Origin of the sequence: Streptomyces sp. NPDC060002 (assembly GCF_042737245.1) — a bacterium.
Taxonomy (GTDB): Bacteria; Actinomycetota; Actinomycetes; order Streptomycetales; family Streptomycetaceae; genus Streptomyces.
The window spans coordinates 36,830-55,268 of the sequence record NZ_JBHWUW010000042.1 but is presented as its reverse complement, the minus strand read 5'-3'; the positions used below and the strand labels follow the sequence as shown (position 1 = coordinate 55,268).

General features: G+C 72.3%; 14 protein-coding genes. 5 read left to right on the top strand and 9 right to left on the bottom strand.

Annotated elements, in window-relative coordinates; translation table 11 throughout:
• Positions 1 to 34: 34 nt before the first annotated feature.
• Both ACFWBD_RS29875 and ACFWBD_RS29870 read right to left on the bottom strand, forming a co-directional pair.
• Entirely contained in the window at positions 35 to 280 is a 246-nt protein-coding gene (locus ACFWBD_RS29875; protein ID WP_385673353.1) for a hypothetical protein, read from the bottom strand.
• Positions 267 to 1,868: a PspC domain-containing protein gene (locus ACFWBD_RS29870; RefSeq protein WP_385673351.1), complete on the bottom strand. Its 1,602-nt coding sequence runs from the start codon at positions 1,866 to 1,868 to the stop codon at positions 267 to 269. Before ACFWBD_RS29870 ends, ACFWBD_RS29875 begins: the two co-directional genes overlap by 14 nt.
• Before the next feature lie 143 nt (positions 1,869 to 2,011).
• Between ACFWBD_RS29870 and ACFWBD_RS29865 the strand changes: the two genes are divergently transcribed.
• Together ACFWBD_RS29865 and ACFWBD_RS29860 are read left to right on the top strand one after the other, a co-directional pair.
• Complete coding sequence (locus ACFWBD_RS29865) at positions 2,012 to 3,340, top strand: PspC domain-containing protein (RefSeq protein ID WP_385673348.1); 1,329 nt, start codon at positions 2,012 to 2,014, stop codon at positions 3,338 to 3,340.
• Positions 3,337 to 4,083, top strand: a complete 747-nt coding sequence (locus tag ACFWBD_RS29860) for a LuxR C-terminal-related transcriptional regulator (protein ID WP_385673345.1) — start codon at positions 3,337 to 3,339, stop codon at positions 4,081 to 4,083. Before ACFWBD_RS29865 ends, ACFWBD_RS29860 begins: the two co-directional genes overlap by 4 nt.
• A gap of 13 nt (positions 4,084 to 4,096) precedes the next feature.
• Here the strand turns inward: ACFWBD_RS29860 and ACFWBD_RS29855 are convergent, their stop codons facing one another.
• A complete protein-coding gene (locus tag ACFWBD_RS29855) occupies positions 4,097 to 5,176 on the bottom strand; it encodes an NlpC/P60 family protein (RefSeq protein ID WP_385673341.1) in 1,080 nt (359 codons plus the stop codon).
• A 453-nt stretch (positions 5,177 to 5,629) separates the two neighbouring features.
• Between ACFWBD_RS29855 and ACFWBD_RS29850 the strand changes: the two genes are divergently transcribed.
• Positions 5,630 to 5,983 carry a hypothetical protein gene (locus ACFWBD_RS29850; RefSeq protein WP_385673338.1) on the top strand — a complete coding sequence of 118 codons (354 nt, stop codon included), beginning with the start codon at positions 5,630 to 5,632 and terminating at the stop codon, positions 5,981 to 5,983.
• On the opposite strand, the gene ACFWBD_RS29845 is transcribed toward ACFWBD_RS29850, so the two are convergent.
• Together ACFWBD_RS29845 and ACFWBD_RS29840 are read right to left on the bottom strand one after the other, a co-directional pair.
• Entirely contained in the window at positions 5,961 to 6,968 is a 1,008-nt protein-coding gene (locus ACFWBD_RS29845) for a tellurite resistance/C4-dicarboxylate transporter family protein (RefSeq protein WP_385673335.1), read from the bottom strand. The two genes, ACFWBD_RS29850 and ACFWBD_RS29845, sit on opposite strands and share 23 nt — an antisense overlap.
• A gap of 211 nt (positions 6,969 to 7,179) precedes the next feature.
• Positions 7,180 to 8,358, bottom strand: coding sequence for an NlpC/P60 family protein (locus tag ACFWBD_RS29840; RefSeq protein ID WP_385673332.1), 1,179 nt, complete (start codon positions 8,356 to 8,358; stop codon positions 7,180 to 7,182).
• A 536-nt stretch (positions 8,359 to 8,894) separates the two neighbouring features.
• Between ACFWBD_RS29840 and pcrA the strand changes: the two genes are divergently transcribed.
• On the top strand, positions 8,895 to 11,444 hold the full coding sequence (gene pcrA, locus ACFWBD_RS29835; RefSeq protein ID WP_385673329.1) for a DNA helicase PcrA: 2,550 nt from the start codon (positions 8,895 to 8,897) through the stop codon (positions 11,442 to 11,444).
• 61 nt (positions 11,445 to 11,505) lie between these two features.
• Here the strand turns inward: pcrA and ACFWBD_RS29830 are convergent, their stop codons facing one another.
• Both ACFWBD_RS29830 and ACFWBD_RS29825 read right to left on the bottom strand, forming a co-directional pair.
• A complete protein-coding gene (locus ACFWBD_RS29830; protein ID WP_385673326.1) occupies positions 11,506 to 13,029 on the bottom strand; it encodes a M23 family metallopeptidase in 1,524 nt (507 codons plus the stop codon).
• Positions 13,030 to 13,260: 231 nt separating this feature from the next.
• Entirely contained in the window at positions 13,261 to 14,256 is a 996-nt protein-coding gene (locus ACFWBD_RS29825) for an esterase/lipase family protein (protein WP_385673323.1), read from the bottom strand.
• A 506-nt stretch (positions 14,257 to 14,762) separates the two neighbouring features.
• Here ACFWBD_RS29825 and ACFWBD_RS29820 point away from each other — a divergent pair.
• Positions 14,763 to 15,179, top strand: a complete 417-nt coding sequence (locus ACFWBD_RS29820; RefSeq protein WP_020132112.1) for a cobalamin B12-binding domain-containing protein — start codon at positions 14,763 to 14,765, stop codon at positions 15,177 to 15,179.
• A gap of 85 nt (positions 15,180 to 15,264) precedes the next feature.
• On the opposite strand, the gene ACFWBD_RS29815 is transcribed toward ACFWBD_RS29820, so the two are convergent.
• The gene (locus ACFWBD_RS29815; protein ID WP_385673320.1) at positions 15,265 to 16,983 is read right to left on the bottom strand and encodes a DUF5691 domain-containing protein; all 1,719 of its coding nucleotides are present in this window, start codon (positions 16,981 to 16,983) and stop codon (positions 15,265 to 15,267) included.
• 65 nt (positions 16,984 to 17,048) lie between these two features.
• Positions 17,049 to 18,401: an SWIM zinc finger family protein gene (locus tag ACFWBD_RS29810; protein ID WP_385673317.1), complete on the bottom strand. Its 1,353-nt coding sequence runs from the start codon at positions 18,399 to 18,401 to the stop codon at positions 17,049 to 17,051.
• Positions 18,402 to 18,439 lie beyond the last annotated feature (38 nt).

Genomic DNA, 18,439 nt, shown 5'->3' with positions numbered 1-18,439 from the left:
GATCAGTCGGCCGGGTGATCAGGCGGTCGGGTGATCAGGCGGTCGGGTCCGGGCCGGTCCCGGCCGGGGTGGTCCGGCGGGACGGGCCTCGTCGTCTGCGTATGGTCCTCGCCACGACGCCCGTCGCGCCCGCCAGACAGAGTCCGGCCGTGACGACCGGGATGACCACGAACCACGGCGTCTCCCATAGGCCGCCCGCGTCACCTGCGTAGATGAAACCCGCGAGGGTGAAGAAGGCGCCGGCGACCAGCCTGCCGGGCCGGAACTCATGACGCAGCACGGGCCACCTCCGCCTGTCCCACTCCGACCTGGAGGTCGAGGTCGATGGTCCCGGCGTCCTTGCCGCCCGAGACCGGCGACAGGGTCACCTCCTTGTGCTTGCCCGGCTGCACGTCCACATCCTTCTCGTCGTCGCCCGGCAGCTGGATGTCTCCCAGCCCCACGTCGATCCTCACCTTCACGGTCACGTCCGGCGGGACGATCACCCGCAGCCGGCCCGCCCCCACCTCGGCATTGGTGCTCACCGTCTGTCCCTTCGCGAGTTCCAGCCGGGACAGGTCCAGGGTGCCGTCCCCGGTGCCCAGGTCATAGGCCGGCTGTACGTCCGTCACCGCCGCGGGCTGCCACACCGTGTCGATCCAGTGCGTCCCGATGTCCTTGGGAAGGAGGGTCGTACCGGCCAGCAGGCCCGCCGTGACGATCGCCAGGAACACCGACCCCGCGCCGGTCCGCCCCACGAACGAGCTGACCGCGATGCCCACGCCGAGCACGATGAGCGCGGCCGCGAGCCCCGCCTGGAGGCTGGTGCCGAGCGGGTGGTCGTCCCAGGTGAGCCGGGTGACGAGACCGCCCGCAAGCGCGGCGAGCAGGAACAGCCAGCCGCCGATCCAGCGCGGGCCGAGCGGTCCGGTGTACGGCCTGTGCGGGGCGCGTATGTCCTCGGGGCGGCGCGTGTGGCCGACGAGGTCGACGTCGATGGTCGCCGTGAAGTCCCGGGCGCGGGCGTCCCACGGGCCCCACAGGTAGCCCGTGCCGCCGTCGTGCGTGCCGTCCTTGACGATGGGGTCGCGCCACCAGGAGGGGTAGGCGGAAGGGACGGGCGGCGCCTGGGCCTCCGGCGGGGCGTCGGCCGCGGCCTGCGCGGCCAGCGGGTCGGGGTCCGAGGAGTCCCGGTGCCGTGACCAGTAGCCGGCACCCGCGAGGAGGAAGGAGACGACGACGGCGAAGGCCAGCACGCTGCCGTTGTTCAGCATCGACAGAAACACCCCGCAGCCGACCAGCGCGAACAGCACGGCCGCGAGGGCCTGGCCGTCGACCCGGCCGGTCAGGAGCTTGCGCACCTCGTTCTGGTCGTCGTCGGCGTAGGGGACGAAGAGCCAGGCGAAGCCGTAGAAGATGAGTCCGATGCCGCCGGTCGCGGAGAGCACGGCGAGTGTGATCCGGAAGATCACCGGGTCCATGTCGCACTGCCGCCCGAGGCCCGCGCACACCCCGGCGAGCACCTTGTGCTCGCGGTCCCGCCGGAACCTGGGCGGAGGCCCGACCGCTTCGGCCCCTTGCGATGCCCGGGGGCCGCCCGGTCCCCGGGTTCCGCCCGGCCCTTGGCTTCCGCCGGTGTGGGCCGCCGCCGCGGCGGCTGTCGCGGCCTCGGTGGCCGCCTCGACCACCGTCCTGTCGTCCGCGTCCGTGCCGGCGTCCTGCGACGGGCCGCGTCCCGCGTCCTCTCCCTGTTTCTCGTGTGCGCCCGCCCGCTCGTGCGCGCGAGGTTCCCCACCCGCGGCGCCCCGGGCGCCGGGGGACGGGGCGGCCGCGTCGGACGCGGTGCCCCCGTCGGGCACGGCGTCCGCGGCGTGCTGGTGATCTGTCATGAGTCCATGGTGGCGGGCGGGCCGCCCTCGCGGCAGTCGGAATGACCCTGGTCGGACCCTGATATCGGCCCTGATCCGGGGCCGGGGAGGCGTTCGACGGGCGAGGATCTCGGAGATCAGGGGCGTCTCGGGGGCGAACCCTGATGCCCGGGACCGGCGCCCGTGTGACCATCGTTGGCATGCCGGAAGCCGCAGCAGTGCAACTCGTCGAACCGCGGCCGCCGCGCAAGCTCTACCGCAGCAGTGACGGACGCTGGCTCGGGGGCGTGGCGCGGGGGCTCGCCGGGCATCTCGGGCTGCCCGTGGTGTGGGTGCGGCTCGTCTTCGCCGGCCTGTTCATGGCGGACGGTCTCGGCGCCCTGCTCTACGCGGCCTTCTGGTTCTTCGTACCGCTCGGGGTCGGCGGGGTCGGCGACCAGAAGCCCCCGGCGCTCGTCGGCACCGAGACCGCGCCCGACGGCCGTCGCAGGCTCGTCGCCCGCAAACCGGACAAGGGGCAGATCGTCGCGCTGCTCCTCATGGTCGTCCTCGCCATGGTCTTCGTGGGCAACGTGAATCTGGGCAGCGGCGCCAAGGCGTATCTGCTGCCTGCCGTCCTCGTCGGCGCGGGCGTCGCCCTCGTCTGGCGCCAGGCGGACAACGCGCGCCGGGCCCGCTGGGTCGAGGTCGGCCGCAGACGCCGTACGCTCACGCTTCTGCGCGCGGGCGCCGGCGTCCTGCTCGTCACGGCCGGCGTCTCCGGGATCTTCGTCCTCCAGGGCTCCGCCGCCCACCTCGGCTCCGTGCTCCAGGCGGCCCTCGCCGTCCTCGTCGGCATCACGCTCCTCGCCGGTCCCTACCTGGTCCGTATGACCCAGGACCTCTCCGAGGAGCGCCTGATGCGCATCCGGGCCCAGGAGCGCGCGGAGGTCGCCGCCCACGTCCACGACTCGGTGCTGCACACCCTGACCCTGATCCAGCGCAACGCGGAGAACGCGGGGGAGGTGCGCCGCCTCGCCCGTGCCCAGGAGCGCGACCTGCGCACCTGGCTCTACAAACCCGAGGGCACCGGCAAGGAGGAGGCCGACGAGCCGGCCACGGTCGCCGATGCCGTGCGGCGCAGCGCGGCCGAGGTCGAGGACAAGCACGGTGTTCCCATAGAGGTCGTGGTCGTCGGCGACTGCCCGCTCGACGAACGGGTCGGCGCACAGATGCAGGCCGCGCGTGAGGCGATGGTGAACGCGGCCAAGTACGGTGGCGAGGGCGGCGCCGTGCAGGTCTACGCCGAAGTCGAGGGCAGGACGGTCTTCGTGTCCGTCCGGGACCGCGGACCCGGCTTCGACCTCGACTCGATACCCGGCGACCGCATGGGCGTCAGAGAATCGATCATCGGCCGCATGGAGCGCCACGGCGGCACGGCGCGGCTGCGGGCCGTCCCGGACGGCGGCACGGAGGTCGAACTGGAGATGGAGAGGGCGGAGAAGACGTCATGAGCGACCCGACCGACACGAACGGCACAGGGGGAGCGGCGGAGGCGGCCGAGCCGGCGAAGTCCTCCGGCGACGGCACGGGCGGGCGCCATGTCCGCGTGGTCCTCGTCGACGACCACCGCATGTTCCGTACGGGAGTACAGGCCGAGATCGGCCAGACCGAGCAGACCGGCGTCGAGGTCGTCGGTGAGGCGGCGGACGTCGACCAGGCGGTCACGGTGATCACCGCGACCCGGCCCGAGGTGGTCCTCCTCGACGTCCATCTGCCGGGCGGCGGCGGGGTCGAAGTGCTGCGCCGCTGCGCTCCGTTGATGGCCGACGCCGAGCAGCCGGTGCGCTTCCTCGCCCTGTCCGTGTCGGACGCGGCGGAGGATGTGATCGGGGTGATCAGGGGCGGCGCCCGAGGCTACGTCACCAAGACGATCACCGGCACCGACCTGGTCAGCTCCATCTTCCGGGTGCAGGAGGGCGACGCCGTCTTCTCCCCGCGGCTCGCCGGGTTCGTCCTCGACGCCTTCGCCTCGACCGACGCGCCGCCGGTCGACGAGGACATGGACCGTCTCACCCAGCGCGAGCGCGAGGTCCTGCGGCTCATCGCCCGCGGCTATGCCTACAAGGAGATCGCCAAGCAGCTCTTCATCTCCGTCAAGACGGTCGAGTCGCATGTCTCGGCGGTGCTGCGCAAGCTCCAGCTGTCCAACCGGCACGAGCTGACCCGCTGGGCGACGGCACGACGGCTGGTGTGAGGGACGGACTGCCTCACACGACCCGTGTCGCGCCGGCGAACGGCATCTCGTCGATGGGCGCCACGCGCACCGGAGCCGACGGGTTCGGTGCGTGGATCATCTGGCCGTCACCGACGTAGAGGCCGACGTGGGTGATGCCGGAGTAGAAGAACACCAGGTCGCCCGGGAGGAGTTCGGAGCGGGAGATGCGCTGTCCGGCGCCGATCTGGGCGTAGGTGGTGCGGGGCAGGGAGACGCCGGCGGAGCGGTACGAGGCGAGCACCAGACCCGAGCAGTCGAAGGCGTTCGGCCCGGTCGCGCCCCACACATAGGGGCTGCCGAGTTTGGAGTAGGCGTAGGAGACGGCTTCCGCAGCGCGGGAGTTGGGGGCCTCAGCGGTGGCGGGGCCGGGGGCCTGGAGGCCGTCGCGCCCGTCTGCCGAGGAGCGTGAGGCACGGCCGCTCGCGGCGGCGCCGCTGGTTCCCTCGCCGATCCGGGTCCGCTCCGGCGCCGTCAGCTGGTCCAGCAGGCGGCGCGCCGCGTCGAGTTTGCCGGTGATCGTCTTCTTGTGGGTCTTCAGCTCGGCCTGGCGTGTCTTGAGAGACGTCAGTTCGACGCGCGCGGCGCCGCGCAGCTGCTCGATCTCCCGCAACTGTCCGCGCACTTGGGTGACGGCGGCCGACTGGCGGTCCCCGGCCCGTTCGGCGAGGGCGGCGCCGTCGAGATACCGGTCGGGGTCGTCGGAGAGCGCCAGTTGCACGGCCGGGTCGAGTCCGGTGCTGCGGTACTGCGCCGCCGCCATCGAACCCAGCGTCTCCCGCGCCGCGTTGAGTTTCTCCTCCTTGCGCGCCGCCTCGTCCCGCAGGCTCTCCAGTCGCTGCTCTGCCGCCGTCGCCTTCTCCCGGGCGCCGTTGTACTTCTCGGTGGCTTCCTCGGCCTCCTGGTAGAGCTTCGCCACCTTCGCCTTGACCTGGGCCGGAGTCAGGTTCGGTTCGGCCTGTCCGATCCCGTCGAAGGCCGTCGCCGTCGCGGCGCCCGCCAGAGCGAGGGTGAACGCCGTGCGGGCCGTCTGGCCGCCGAGCGAGCGCTGTCGGGGCTTGCGGTGCGCTGCCACGTGGGACTGCACGTCCTTTCGTACGACCGCCTCGTCCGTCCGTACGGCTACCGGAGCCGTCGGGGGACGGACGGCCCGGGGGCGGCTGACGTGTCCGGCGACGGCCCGCACAGGGGGAGCGGGACGCCGCCGGACCTTCTCGGCGGTGGTGGCCGACTGCCGCCCCTGGCCCGGGCGGCGGTGGGGAGCCGGTCACCTGGGGGCAGACGCTAGGCCCCTCTGTGACAGTCCGGTAACGCGAAGTGCGGAAGTGACACGAGCGGACCGCGTGATGATCACAAATGCCCGAGAACCCGGACCCGGGCCGTCGGGTTCACACGGCGCGCTGACCGAAACGGCGTTTTCGGGACACGTCGGAGGGGAGGGCTGCTATGGGACGCATATATGCAGATGCGGCGAGAGGGGAGGGCCGGTGGCGGGTGACCCCCGCACGACTGGTTAGCATCCGGCTTCATGGACGTACTCATCCATCTCTTCGTCGGCCTGCACATCATCGGCATCGCCGCGCTCCTCGGCGGCTTCCTCACCCAGCTGAAGGCGATGGGCCGGGGCACGGCCCGCTTCGTCCCCGCGATGCTCCACGGCGCGGCGACCATGCTGGTCACCGGCGTGATCCTGGTCGGCCTCAACCAGGCGGACGACCAGCACGTCAACAACATCAAGATCGGTGTGAAGCTGGCCCTGCTGATCGTGATCCTCGGCCTCGTCTATGTGAAGCGGGACGACGAGACGGTGGAGAAGCCCCTGTTCGGCCTGGTCGGACTGCTGACCGTGGCGAACATCTTCATCGCGGTGCTCTGGACCTGACGGACGCCGGGGCCGTGACCAGTGCCGCCGCGGCGACGGCCAGCCACGCCGTCACCGCGACCCACAGCAGCACCTGCCCCGGTCCCTTCAGCGACGGCACGTCGACGGCGGCGGCGACGGACAGGGTGGCCGCCGCCGTCATCCCCATCGGGAACGCCGTCGCCCAGCGGCACATGTCGTAGCGCGGCCGCGGCCACCGCACCTCGGCGACGAGCAGGACGGCGTACCAGGCCAGGGCGAGCACCAGCAGCGCCACGGTCACCGTGCGCAGGACGCCGGTGTCGTCGTTGTCCCACAGGTACAGGCCCCCGTCGTCGGCCGCGAGGAGTTCCGCCCCCGCCAGCGCCGAGATGGCGAGCGCGCCGCCCGCCACCCACTGGTCCCCGGCGCCCTCGGCCACCTGCCGGAGGTCGAAGAGGGCCAGGGCGACGCCGTAGAGCACCAGTCCGAGCCAGAACAGCACGAGCGCCGTGTGCGCGAGCCAGGCCACCGCCTCCGCCTCGGCGAGGACGGCTCCCTGCACGGCGAGCCCCTGGGTGGCCACACAGCACAGGAACACCGACCCCGGCATGCCCCGCTTCCACCGCCGTACGACGGTCACGAGCAGCACGGGCCACAGCACCGCCGCCAGGGCCAGCAGCGCCTCCGCGAGGGTGTGCCGGCCGAGCGCGGCGACGCGCGTGCCGAGCACGGCCGTCGCCGCCACCGCGGTCAGCGCCCCGGGCGTGCCCGCCTCCGCCAGCCACCGCTCGCGCTTGCGGACCAGCCGTACGACGAAGTCCGCCGCCAGCGCCACCCACGCGGCGCCCGCCATCGCCAGGGTGACGCGGGACAGGACGTCGTACCCCGTCAGATGCAGACCGATCGACACGATGCCGGTCGCCATGACCGCGGCCCCCGCCGCCGGTGGCCGCTGCGCCCACCAGTCGCGGAGCGGGGAACCGGGGGAAGGCGCCGACGACGGGAGGGCGGGGGAGCCTGGCATGCGGCCGATGCTAAGGAGCACGACGCGCTGCGGAAGCGGGGCACGCGCGCGGGCGCACACAAATACGCGCGGGTGCAGGGCGCGGGGCGTGGGCGCAAGGGCGCGGGAGGTCACGTCGCTCGAGGACATCGAGGACGAGGCCCCACGCGCGCGTGCCCCGGGTGCCCCACGCGCGCGTGCCCCGGGTGTCGCGTGTGTCCTTCGTCGTTGCTCAGGCGGGGCGTACCACGCTGTGGACGGCTGACTCCCCGTCGTAGAAGACGGGCTCCTCGCGGACGTACGCGCCCGGCTTCGGGGCGTGGATCATCATGCCGTTGCCGATGTAGACGCCGACGTGGCGGACGTCGTCGTAGAAGAAGATCAGGTCGCCGGGCCGGGCGTCGGCGACGGAGACCGTGGTGCCCGCGTTCACCTGGTCGTAGGTGGTGCGCGGGAGGGTGACGCCGGCGGCCTTCCAGGCGGCCTGGGTGAGGCCCGAGCAGTCGTAGGAGCCTGGGCCCATGGCACCCCAGACGTACGGCTTGCCGATCTGCGCGCGTGCGAAGGCGAGCGCCTTCTCGGCCTTGGTGGCGTACGGGGAGTCCCCGGATGCGGAGGCGGAGGCGGCGGAGGGGGTGGTGGCGGACCAACCCGTGCCCGACGACGTATCGCCGCTCTCCTGCCGGGCCGCGGCCTGCTCCGCCGCCTGCTGCCGGGCGAGCTCCGCCGCCTTGCGCGCGGCCTCCTCCTGCCGCTGCTTCCCGATCGCCGCGAGGCGCGCCTTCTCCTGGGCCGTCAGCCGGGACAGCAGCTCGCGCGCGTCACCGAGCTTCTTCTGGACGGTGGCCTTGGCGGTCTTCAGGTCGTTCTGCGAGTCGGTGAGCGTCGCGAGGCTCTCGGTGGCCTCCTGGCGCTGCTTCATCGTCGCGGACTGCTCGGTGACGTAGTCGTCGACCGCACCTTTCTGGCGCTCGGTCAGGCGGCTCATCAGCTGGTCCTGGTCGAAGTAGTCCTGCGGGGTGTCCGCGAGCAGGAAGGCCGCCGTCTCGGGCGCGGAGGCGCCGGTGCGGTACTGGGCGGCGGCGTAGGAACCCAGCTTCTCCCGCGCCTGGTTGAGTTTCTGGGCGCCCTGGGCGACGTTGTCCAGGAGGCCGTCGACGCGCGTGCGCTGCTTGGTCGTCTTCTCCTTGGTGCCGTTGTACTTCTCGGTCGCCGACTCCGCCTGGCGGTAGAGGTCGTCGACCTTCTTCTCGACCTCCTCCAGACTCGGCTTGCCGTCGTCCGAAGGAGCGGCGTTCGCCGTCTGGGAGAGCATGGCCACGGACGTGAGGGCGGCGGTGGCGAGGGCGGGGGTGCGTATGCCCGCCACGCGCGTGCCCGCGGAGCGCGGCTTGCGGTGCTGCGACGCCAAGGGAGGCGACTCCTTCCAGTGCTCCGCCTACCGGGTCAGCGGTGGGGGTCCCTGCCAGGCTGGTCAGGCGCTGGGGGAGGGTTCGGGCAAACAGTTCGGAAGGGTTGCCCTACGACCCGCCCCCGGAGGGGCATTGGGCCGATTCACCCCGAGGTCTCGGTGGGTCCCCGGTTCCGTCGGCGTGAGCGGACGCGTCGGACTCGGCGGAGGCCGTGCGGTCCGGCGGGGTTCGCCGGCGGGGGTCGTACGGCCTGCTCGGCACGGTAGCCAACTCGTGTGGTCCGTGTGAAGGTTGTTGGGCGATATGCCCGATACATTTTCGTGACCTTTGGCCGGGAACCCAAGCTGAGACCGCGCGGGTCGCGGATCGTGACAGGGGCGTCCCGGAGGGTGAGGGCGGGAGATGTTCCCGGGGCGGCGGCCGGTTGTACAGCCGGAAGACAACCCAGCAGGGTGTCAGTCAGTGGCAGAGCCACGACCACCGGAACCCGCTTACGAGTATCAATGTCAGTGGCGCCCCCTAAACTCGGAGAGCGATGAGCAGCCTCTTTGACGACAGCTTCCTGGCGAACCTCCAGGGCCCCCGTGCCCACGAGGAGGAACCCCCGCCACCGCCCGAGGACGATCACGGACCGGAGTCGGTTCCGGACGATCTGTTCGGCGGGAAGTTCGACGTGCCCCCGGACCGGGACACCCACTACCGCGACGGCGCCCCGCGCCCCGTCCTCGACGCGGCCGCGCTCCTGGAGGGGCTGAACGACAACCAGCGCGCGGCCGTCGTCCACGCGGGCACCCCGCTGCTCATCGTGGCCGGCGCCGGCTCCGGCAAGACGCGCGTGCTCACCCACCGCATCGCCCACCTCCTCGCCGAGCGGCATGTGCACCCGGGGCAGATCCTCGCGATCACCTTCACCAACAAGGCCGCGGGGGAGATGAAGGAGCGCGTCGAAGCGCTCGTCGGCCCGCGCGCGCACGCGATGTGGGTGACGACCTTCCACAGCTCGTGTGTGCGCATCCTGCGCCGCGAGAGCAAGAGGCTCGGCTTCACGTCGTCGTTCTCGATCTACGACGCGGCCGACTCCAAGCGCCTCATGGCCCTGGTCTGCCGTGACCTGGACCTCGACCCCAAGCGCTATCCGCCCAAGTCCTTCAGCGCCAGGATCAGCAACCTGAAGAACGAGCTGATCGACGAGGAGGACTTCGCCGCGCAGGCTGCTGGGGGCACCTCCCAGGCCATTGGCTCTGGGGGAGGGTTCGAGGAGATCCTCGCCCAGGCCTACGCCATGTACCAGTCCCGGCTGCGCGAGGCGAACGCCCTCGACTTCGACGACCTGATCATGACCACGGTGAATCTGCTGCGCGCCTTCCCGGACGTCGCCGAGCACTACCGCCGCCGGTTCCGCCATGTCCTGGTCGACGAGTACCAGGACACCAACCACGCCCAGTACGCCCTCGTGCGCGAGCTGGTCGGCACCTCCGGGCGCCCGGTCGACGTCCCCCCGGGCGAGTACGACCTGCCGCCGGCCGAGCTCTGTGTCGTCGGTGACGCCGACCAGTCGATCTACGCCTTCCGCGGCGCGACGATCCGCAACATCCTCCAGTTCGAGGAGGACTACCCGGACGCGACGACGATCCTGCTGGAGCAGAACTACCGCTCCACGCAGACGATCCTGTCCGCCGCCAACGCCGTCATCGAGCGCAACGAGTCCCGCCGCCCCAAGAACCTGTGGACCAACGCGGGCGCGGGCGCGCGCATCACCGGCTACGTCGCCGACACCGAGCACGACGAGGCGCAGTTCGTCGCCGACGAGATAGACCGACTGACGGACGCGGGCGACGCGAAGGCGGGCGACGTCGCCGTCTTCTACCGCACCAACGCCCAGTCCCGTGTCTTCGAAGAGATCTTCATCCGCGTCGGCCTGCCCTACAAGGTCGTCGGCGGGGTCCGCTTCTACGAGCGCAAGGAGGTCCGGGACGTCCTGGCCTACCTGCGCGTGCTGGCCAACCCGGAGGACTCGGTGCCGCTGCGCCGAATCCTCAACGTGCCCAAGCGGGGCATCGGCGACCGCGCCGAGGCGATGATCGACGCCCTCTCCCAGCGGGAGAAGATCAGTTTCCCGCAGGCCCTGAAGCGCGTCGACGAGGCATACGGCATGGCCTCGCGGTCGACGAACGCCGTGAAGCGGTTCAACGCGCTGATGGAGGAGCTCCGCACGATCGTCGAGTCGGGCGCCGCTCCGGCGACGGTCCTGGAGGCGGTGCTCGAACGCACCGGCTACCTCGCCGAGTTGCAGGCCTCCACCGACCCGCAGGACGAGACCCGGATCGAGAACCTCCAGGAACTCGCCGCCGTGGCGCTGGAGTTCGAGCAGGAGGCCGGCGAGGCCCGGAGTGAGGCGGAGGGCGCGGCGGAGGGCGAGGCCACGGCGCCGGTCGGGCTCCCCGCGTTCCTGGAGCGGGTCGCCCTGGTCGCCGACTCCGACCAGATCCCCGACGAGGAGGACGGCTCGGGCGTCATCACCCTGATGACCCTGCACACCGCCAAGGGCCTGGAGTTCCCGGTCGTCTTCCTCACCGGCATGGAGGACGGCGTCTTCCCGCACATGCGCGCCCTCGGCCAGCCCAAGGAGCTCGAGGAGGAGCGCCGCCTGGCCTACGTCGGCATCACGCGCGCGCGGGAGCGGCTCTACCTGACGCGGTCCGCGCTGCGCAGCGCCTGGGGGCAGCCGTCGTACAACCCGCCCTCCCGGTTCCTGGAGGAGATCCCGCCGACGCATGTGGACTGGAAGCGGACGGGGGCGACCGCGCCCGTGTCCTCCGGTCCCGTCTCCGGTGTGGCTGCCTCGCTGTCCTCGTCCCGCTCGCGTTCCTCGGCCGCGGGCGCGTCCGGGTTCGCGACCCGCCGCTCCGCCGACAAGCCGGTGGTCACGCTGGCCGTCGGCGACCGCGTCACCCACGACCAGTTCGGTCTCGGCACGGTCGTCGGGGTGAAGGGCACGGGCGCGAACGCGGAGGCGACGGTCGACTTCGGCGACATCAAGCCGAAGCGTCTGCTGCTGCGGTACGCGCCGGTGGAGAAGCTGTAGCGCGCGAGTGAGCCCCCGCTGCGACAGCGGGGGCTCGGAGCGCGAAAAGCGCGAGGAGCGCTTACGTCGGGTTGATGTCGTGGCTGCGCAGCCACGGCAGCGGGTCGATCGCGGAGCCCCCCGCGGGCCGGACCTCGAAGTGCAGGTGCGGACCGGTGGAGTTGCCGGAGTTGCCGGAGTACGCGATCGGGTCGCCGGCCTTGACCGTCGTGCCGGAGGAGACGCGGTAGCTGGAGAGGTGGCAGTACCAGGTCTCCGTGCCGTCCTTCGCCGTCACGATCATCATGTTGCCGTAGGCGCTGTTCCACTGCGTCCGTACGGTGCCGTCGGTCGCCGCCATCACGGTCGTGCCGTAGGAGACGGGGAAGTCGATGCCGGTGTGCTGGGACATCCAGTTGATGCCGGCCTGGCCGAAGTAGGCGCTGAGGCCGTGCTGCGCGACCGGGAGGGCGTACTTGGGGCGCAGCCGCTCCTTGCGGGCCGCCTCGGCCGCCGCCTTCTTCTTCTCGGCTTCCTGCTGTGTCTTGAGGTCGATACGTTCCTGCGTCCGGCTGGCCCGGTCGGCGAAGTCGTCGGCCTCGGCGCTGAGGGTCTCGAGCTGGGCGTCCAGCTTGTTGTTGGCGGCGGACGGCTTCACCGGCTGCGCGTCCGAGGCGGACGCCGTCGTGTTCTTGTCGTCTCCGCCGGTCAGCGTGCCGACCGAGGCCGCGGCGATTCCGGCGACCCCCATCACACAGGCCGAGGGCACGGCCACGGTCAGCAGCGCGGAGCGCTTCGCGGGCATCCGGCGCCGGGAACGGTTCGCGTTGCGGGCGGCCGCCCGTCCGCCCGGCGCGGGGGCCGGGGCCGTCTCCTCCTGGTCGTCGAGGAGGGGCAGCGGGGCGCCGTCGGACAACTCGCCCTCGTCCTGGGCGTGTTCGTCGAGTCCGACCTGTTCGAAGGTGGCGGTGGCCAGCTGGTCGAACGGGACCTCGGCCTGCTGCTCGTGCTCGTCGGAGGCCTGCTGTGTGGCCTCGCCGCCGTCGGAGTTCCACTGCGTGGCGTCGTACGCGCCGGTGTCGAAGGCCTGCGTACCCCATTCCCACTGCTGGGTCTGGTCGGCGGGGCTCACTGACTGGTCGGGCTGGAGCCAGGCGCCGGCGTCCCACTGTCCACCGGCATCCGGTGCCGTGCCCTGCTGCGGGACGGCGTTCAGCTGCTGGTGGTCGGTGGACCAGGCGGTGGCGTCGTACGCGCCCGTGTCGTAGGCGGCGTGGTGCTGGGCCGCGTACCCGTCGTAGTTCAGGGTCTGGTGACTGCCCGTGTCCGGGACCTGGTGGCCGCCGGTGCCCCACTGGGTGTTGTCGTACGTGCCGGTGGCGGAGGCCGTGCCGTCGCCCGGAAGCTCACCGAAGAGCGGGTCGGCCGGCGTGAAGTGGCCGGTGGCGTGGGCTGCGGCGTCGAAAGTGCCGGTCTCGTAGCCGTGGTACGTGGTGAAGCCGTCGTACTGGGCTTCCTGGGTGCCGTACGACGCGTAGTGCGCCGTAGCGGCGTCGGAAGCCGGGGTCGGGGTGGTCGTGATCCCCGACGGGTGACGGTCGTTCACCAACTTCTCTTTCGCCGACAACAGGGGCTGCCAGAGCAGTGCGGCGACTGTACCCGGCAGTACGCGGGCACGACAATCTTCCGCAGGTTTCATGCCTGCGGGAAAGGGGCATTCGGCCGTGTTTCGGGGGACGGCGGGCGCGGGTTTGGCCCTACGTTCGAATGAAGTTCGATATCGGCGCGGGTCGGACGGCCGTAAGGGGCGTCGGCAGGGGCGTCGTCAGGGGTGTTCTCAGGCCACGGTGAGGCCGTCGGTCTGCGTGCCGGTGAGGGTGCCGGTTCGGCTGCCGGTCCGAGCGCCGGCGGACGCTCCCGTACGCGCCGTGTCGAGGGCCTGCCGTATGCCGGTGGCGACGGCCGGGTGCACAGGCAGGGCGAGGTGGCCGATCCCGGTCACCCGGACGTTTCGCGCCAACAGGTCGGGATGGTCGACACAGGCGCTCTCCAGCGGGTCCATGAGGTGGTCGAGGTCGCTCCAGAAGCTGACGAAGTGGGTACGACAACCCGGCGCCGGCCGGGAGAGTTCCTCGATCAGCTCGGAGCCGGGGCGCATCTGGCGCACGATCGGGTGCGCGTTCGCCAGCGGCGCCACCCGGGTGCCGGAGTGCGGGGTGCCCAGCGTGACCAGCGTCCTGACCCGGCCGTCGCCGCCCAGTCGCTGCACGTAATAGCGGGCGATGAGGCCGCCCAGGCTGTGTCCGACCACGTCGACCTGCGAGCTGCCGGTGCGCTCGCAGATCTCCTCTATGTGCCGGCCGAGCAGCTCGGCGGTTGTCCGGATGTCGCAGGTCAGGGGGGAGTAGTTGAGCGATTCCACCCGATGCCTGCCGTGCTGGGCGAGGCTGCGGCGCAGCAGGACGAACACGGAACGGTTGTCGATGAACCCGTGCAGCAGGACGACCGGGAGCGGGGCCTTGGTCGGCAGCTGTGCCGGGTCGTCGGCGCCGCCCGCCCTGGGCGGTGCGGGACGCGCCGTGGCGCGGCGCTCCTGGGCGATGCCGGAGGGGTAGAGGAGCAGGTGGCCCGCGAGGATCGCGAGATCGAGGGCGGTCGCCTTGAGGAGGGTCAGGGAGAGTCCGGCCAGTCTGCTCGGCAGGCCGGGAAGGCCGGGGAGTCCTGGGAGGTTCGGCAGGCTTGAGAGGTTCAGGATGCCCGGCAGGGTCCGCATGTCCGGCAGCAGACGCTGGCACAGCGGAAGAAAGGGCTGAAGTGCCCGGGTGACCTTCATGGCCGACCTCCTGTCGGCACGCTGAGGACTTCTCTGTCCCCCGTGTGCCCTCGTGGAAGTCGTTGGAGGAGGTCGATCGGGCACGGCAGGGAGTGGGGCGGGTGCGGCCTGGAGTGCGGGGCGTGTACGGCTTGTGTGACACCCGTTACACCGATGACGTGCAAGGAACCCGCCGGTCTGGCGACGAGGCTCCCCGCTGTCGTGCCTTACCTGTCCTACGTGCCCATCGTGCCTGCCGATGCGCCGTACCGCCACGCCAGCGGCCTGTGGCCTGACGGTACGGCGACCTCTTCGCGGCTCCCGGTGCGACTGATCCCCCGTGGCGCGGGGGAGCGGTGCGCGGTGAAAGTGTCCCTTCGTGTGATTTCCCCCTCGGTCCACACCGCGAAACTGCCGGTTGGGGGATGCTGGCGATAACGTTCGTTCACTTCCCCGGGCGGTCTGGCACGGGGTGTCCGTGCCGTTGAGGATGGACGTAGGGACGTAGTCGCTTCATGGAGGCAGTGATGGGTGTGGCAGCCGGTCCGATCCGCGTGGTGGTGGCCAAGCCGGGGCTGGACGGCCACGATCGCGGGGCCAAGGTGATCGCGCGGGCGCTGCGCGACGCCGGTATGGAGGTCATCTACACCGGGCTCCACCAGACGCCCGAGCAGATCGTCGGCACGGCGATCCAGGAGGACGCCGACGCGATCGGTCTGTCCATCCTGTCCGGGGCCCACAACACGCTCTTCGCCGCGGTGATCGAGCTGCTGAAGGAGCGGGACGCGGCGGACATCCTGGTGTTCGGCGGGGGCATCATCCCGGAGGCGGACATCGCGCCGTTGAAGGAGAAGGGCGTCGCGGAGATCTTCACGCCGGGGGCGACCACCGCTTCGATCGTCGACTGGGTCCGGGCGAACGTGCGGCAGCCTGCCGGCGCCTGAGCGGTTGTCGTGCGGGTGGCCTTGGGCGGCCCTCCCCCGGGGCGCCGCCCCCGGACCCCCGGTCGGACCTTAAGGGGCCTCGTCCTCAATCACCGGACGGGCCGGATATGCGAGCCGGTGTTTCGCGGTTGCCGGACGGGCCGGATGCGTGGGCCGGTGTTTCGCGGTTGCCTGACGGGCTGGATGCGCGGGCCGGGGTTTCCAGTTCCTGGGCCATCGCGGCTCGCAGGCGCAGTGTCCTGCCCAGTCGTTGGAATGCCTCCGCCCAGTAGCCGCCGGCGCCCGGAGAGGCGTCCTCCCGTTCGTCCGGTACGGCCAGGAGGGCGTCGAGACGGGTTGCCTCCCCGGGGTCGAGGCAGCGCTCGGCCAGGCCCATGACGCCGCTGAAGCTCCAGGGGTAACTTCCCGCGTCCCGTGCGATGTTGAGGGCGTCGACGACGGAACGGCCGAGCGGCGTGGCCCACGGCACGGGGCATACGCCGAGCAGCTGGAAGGCCTCCGAGAGGCCGTGGGCCGCGATGAAGCCGGCGACCCACTCGGCCCGTGCGGCGACCGGAAGCGTGCCCAGCAGCTTCGCCCGCTCGGCGAGGGAGACCGCGCCCGGCCCGCCCGCGCCGGGCGCCGACGGCACCCCGAGCAGCGCCCGCGACCAGTCGGCGTCACGCTGCCGTACGGCTGCCCGGCACCACGCCGCGTGCAGTTCGCCCAGCCAGTCGTCGGCCACCGGCAATGCCACGATCTGCTCCGGCGTACGGCCGCCCAGGCGCGCCCGCCAGGTGGTGAGCGGGGCCGCCTCCACCAGTTGGCCGAACCACCAGGACCGCTCACCCCGGCCGGGCGGCGCCTTGGCCGACACTCCGTCGCGTTCCATGCCCGCGTCGCATTCGTGCGGGGCCTCCACGAGGAGCGTCGGCGTGTCCAGGGTGTGGTCGACGGCCACGCATGCGCCGGCCCGGACCGCCATCCGCGCGGCGAGCGCCGAACCCGGCAGCGCCGAGAGCAGCTCCGCGGCGGTGGCCCGCACGTTGCGGCTCCGGTCCGTCAGCGCCTGTTCCAGGAAGGGCTCGTCCCGTGGGCCGAGGCCGGTGCGCAGGGAGTCGAGGAACATCAGCCGGTCCTCGGCGCGTTCCGTCGTCCAGGTCGCGGCCAGCAGGTCGCGGGCCGCGTCGGGATCGCGGAACCGGATCGAGGCCAGCAGGGCGACCCGCTCGGCGAACAGGCCCTCCTGCCAGAGTTTCCCGGTGCGTCCGGTCTCGGCGGGGCCCGGCAGCGAGGCGCCGCCGCCCGGTGTCGCGCGCAGGGCGAACCGCCAGTCGGGGTTCAGCCGGGCCAGCCACAGGGCGCGCGGTCCGGCGAACTCCAGTGCCGCCGGGCGCAGGTCCGTACGCCCGCGTGCCGCGTCGAGCAGCGCGGGAAGGGACTCGGCGGGTGCGGCGAATCCCCGGGCGTTCACCGCCGTCAGCCACTGGGGCAGCAGCTCCATGAGATCCGGTGTGGTGCCTCTGCGGCCGCCCGCGCCGGTGCCGGGGCGGTCGGCCAGCAGGAAGGCGAGCCGACGGGCCGCCGCGACGGGCAGTGCCGGACGGGGGTCCTCGGCGGCCGGTGCCGGCCGGGGGGCCGCCCGGCCCGGGCGCAGGCCGGCCCGTCGGCGTACGGTCTCCGCGGCCGCCGTGTCCAGCAGGGCGGCCGGCGCGGCCCGGCCGGGGGCCGCGCCCGGGGGCGTACGGCGATTCGTGCCGAGGAGGGCGGTGGTGACCAGGTCCTCCCAGGTGGGCGGCGGGGAGTGGGGCGGGTTGGCGTTCATGGGACTCCCTTCTGTTGCCGTCGTGGTGGCTGCCGGGGTCGTCGTCCCTGTCGCGGGGAGCTTGTTCAGCACAGGCGTACCGCCTCTCCCGCGCCCGTCGGCCAGGCGGTCAGCGGGGTGAAGCCGCGGTGGCCGCACTCCCCGAAGACGCTGACGGGGGCGCCGCCCGAGAGGGCGGCCAGGCGCCACAGGCCGGGGCGGGAGAACGCCGCGGGGGCGAGCGGGAGCGCCGTGTCGCCGACGGCGTCCGCCAGTTGCCAGGAGTCGCCGTCCAGGGTCGGTATGACCTCGTCCAGCGTCACCGGGACGGAGTCCTGCCAGGGGTCGTGGCGCAGGGTCTCGCCGTAGCGGGCGGTCGCCTCGGTCGTCGTCATGCCCGGGGGACGGGCCCCGGTGAGGGCCGGCGGGGCGAACTGCCGGCCGAGAGAGGCCCGTTGGCCTGCCGAGCCAGGGTGTGCGGACAGTTCGGCGTCCAGGGCGAGGCCGACGGGCAGGGTGAGCTCCGGTGCGCGGCCCGCGGCGCCGTAGGAGAGGAGGAGCGCCGTACGGCCCGAGCCGGTGCCGTACAGCCAGATACGGCGGGTCGTCAGTTTCGGGTCCGGCGTGTCGTACTGGGCGAGCACCAGCCAGTGGTCGCGGACCGGCGGACCCGTCGGAGAGGACGGCAGGCCCACGCGGGCGCGGACCGTCGCCGCCAGGGCCTCCGGCAGCCGTTCACGGTGCAGCCAGCCCTGGTCGAGGAGGTGGAGCAGCGCGCACTCCTCCAGCAATCGGGCCGGCCAGTCCGGCCCCGACCCGGGAACCGCCCCCAACTCCCTTACCCGAGAGGCAAGTCCGGGCGCCTGCGCGTCGACCATGCGGGCCGCCGTCTCCTCCCACAGCGCGTACCCCGGCTGTTCGGCCGTGGCCAGCCCTGAACGCAGGAGATCGGCGAGCCGCTCCTCCAGCTCCGTCGCGCCCGCGGTGATCCGCTCGGCGCGCCGCTCCGCCCGGCGCCGCGCTCCCTCCGGATCGGCGGGGCCGGACCCGGAACCCGCCGGCCCCGCCTCCCGTTCCTCCCGGGTACGCCTGCGTCCCGCGATCCACTGCTCGGCCCAGTCAGGCGCCCGCCCCGCCGGCATCTCCCCCTCGCCACCCGACCAGAGCAGCAGCAGCCCGAGCGCGTGCTTGCACGGGAACTTGCGGCTCGGGCAGCTGCACCCGTACGCCGGGCCGGTCCCGTCCGCGGTGTCGACGACCGTCCGGTACGGCGTGCCGCCACTGCCCTCGCACAGGCCCCATACCGCCCCCTCCCGCGAACTGCCCGTGCCCGACCACGGATCGGCCGTGCCGAGTTTGCTTCCCGCTTTGCGTGACGTGGAGTCAGGCGCCAGTGCCAGCACCTGGTCCGCCGTCCAGCGCACCCCCTGCTGAGTCATGTCATCGAAGGTAGATCCCACCACTGACAATCGGTCCG

Coding starts and splice junctions, on each gene's coding strand:
- ACFWBD_RS29870 (WP_385673351.1), bottom strand. CDS start 1,868: ATGACAGATCACCAGCACGCCGCGGACGCCGTGCCCGACGGGGGCACC.
- ACFWBD_RS29865 (WP_385673348.1), top strand. CDS start 2,012: ATGCCCGGGACCGGCGCCCGTGTGACCATCGTTGGCATGCCGGAAGCC.
- ACFWBD_RS29850 (WP_385673338.1), top strand. CDS start 5,630: ATGGACGTACTCATCCATCTCTTCGTCGGCCTGCACATCATCGGCATC.
- pcrA (WP_385673329.1), top strand. CDS start 8,895: ATGAGCAGCCTCTTTGACGACAGCTTCCTGGCGAACCTCCAGGGCCCC.
- ACFWBD_RS29845 (WP_385673335.1), bottom strand. CDS start 6,968: ATGCCAGGCTCCCCCGCCCTCCCGTCGTCGGCGCCTTCCCCCGGTTCC.
- ACFWBD_RS29825 (WP_385673323.1), bottom strand. CDS start 14,256: ATGAAGGTCACCCGGGCACTTCAGCCCTTTCTTCCGCTGTGCCAGCGT.
- ACFWBD_RS29810 (WP_385673317.1), bottom strand. CDS start 18,401: ATGACTCAGCAGGGGGTGCGCTGGACGGCGGACCAGGTGCTGGCACTG.
- ACFWBD_RS29860 (WP_385673345.1), top strand. CDS start 3,337: ATGAGCGACCCGACCGACACGAACGGCACAGGGGGAGCGGCGGAGGCG.
- ACFWBD_RS29815 (WP_385673320.1), bottom strand. CDS start 16,983: ATGAACGCCAACCCGCCCCACTCCCCGCCGCCCACCTGGGAGGACCTG.
- ACFWBD_RS29820 (WP_020132112.1), top strand. CDS start 14,763: ATGGGTGTGGCAGCCGGTCCGATCCGCGTGGTGGTGGCCAAGCCGGGG.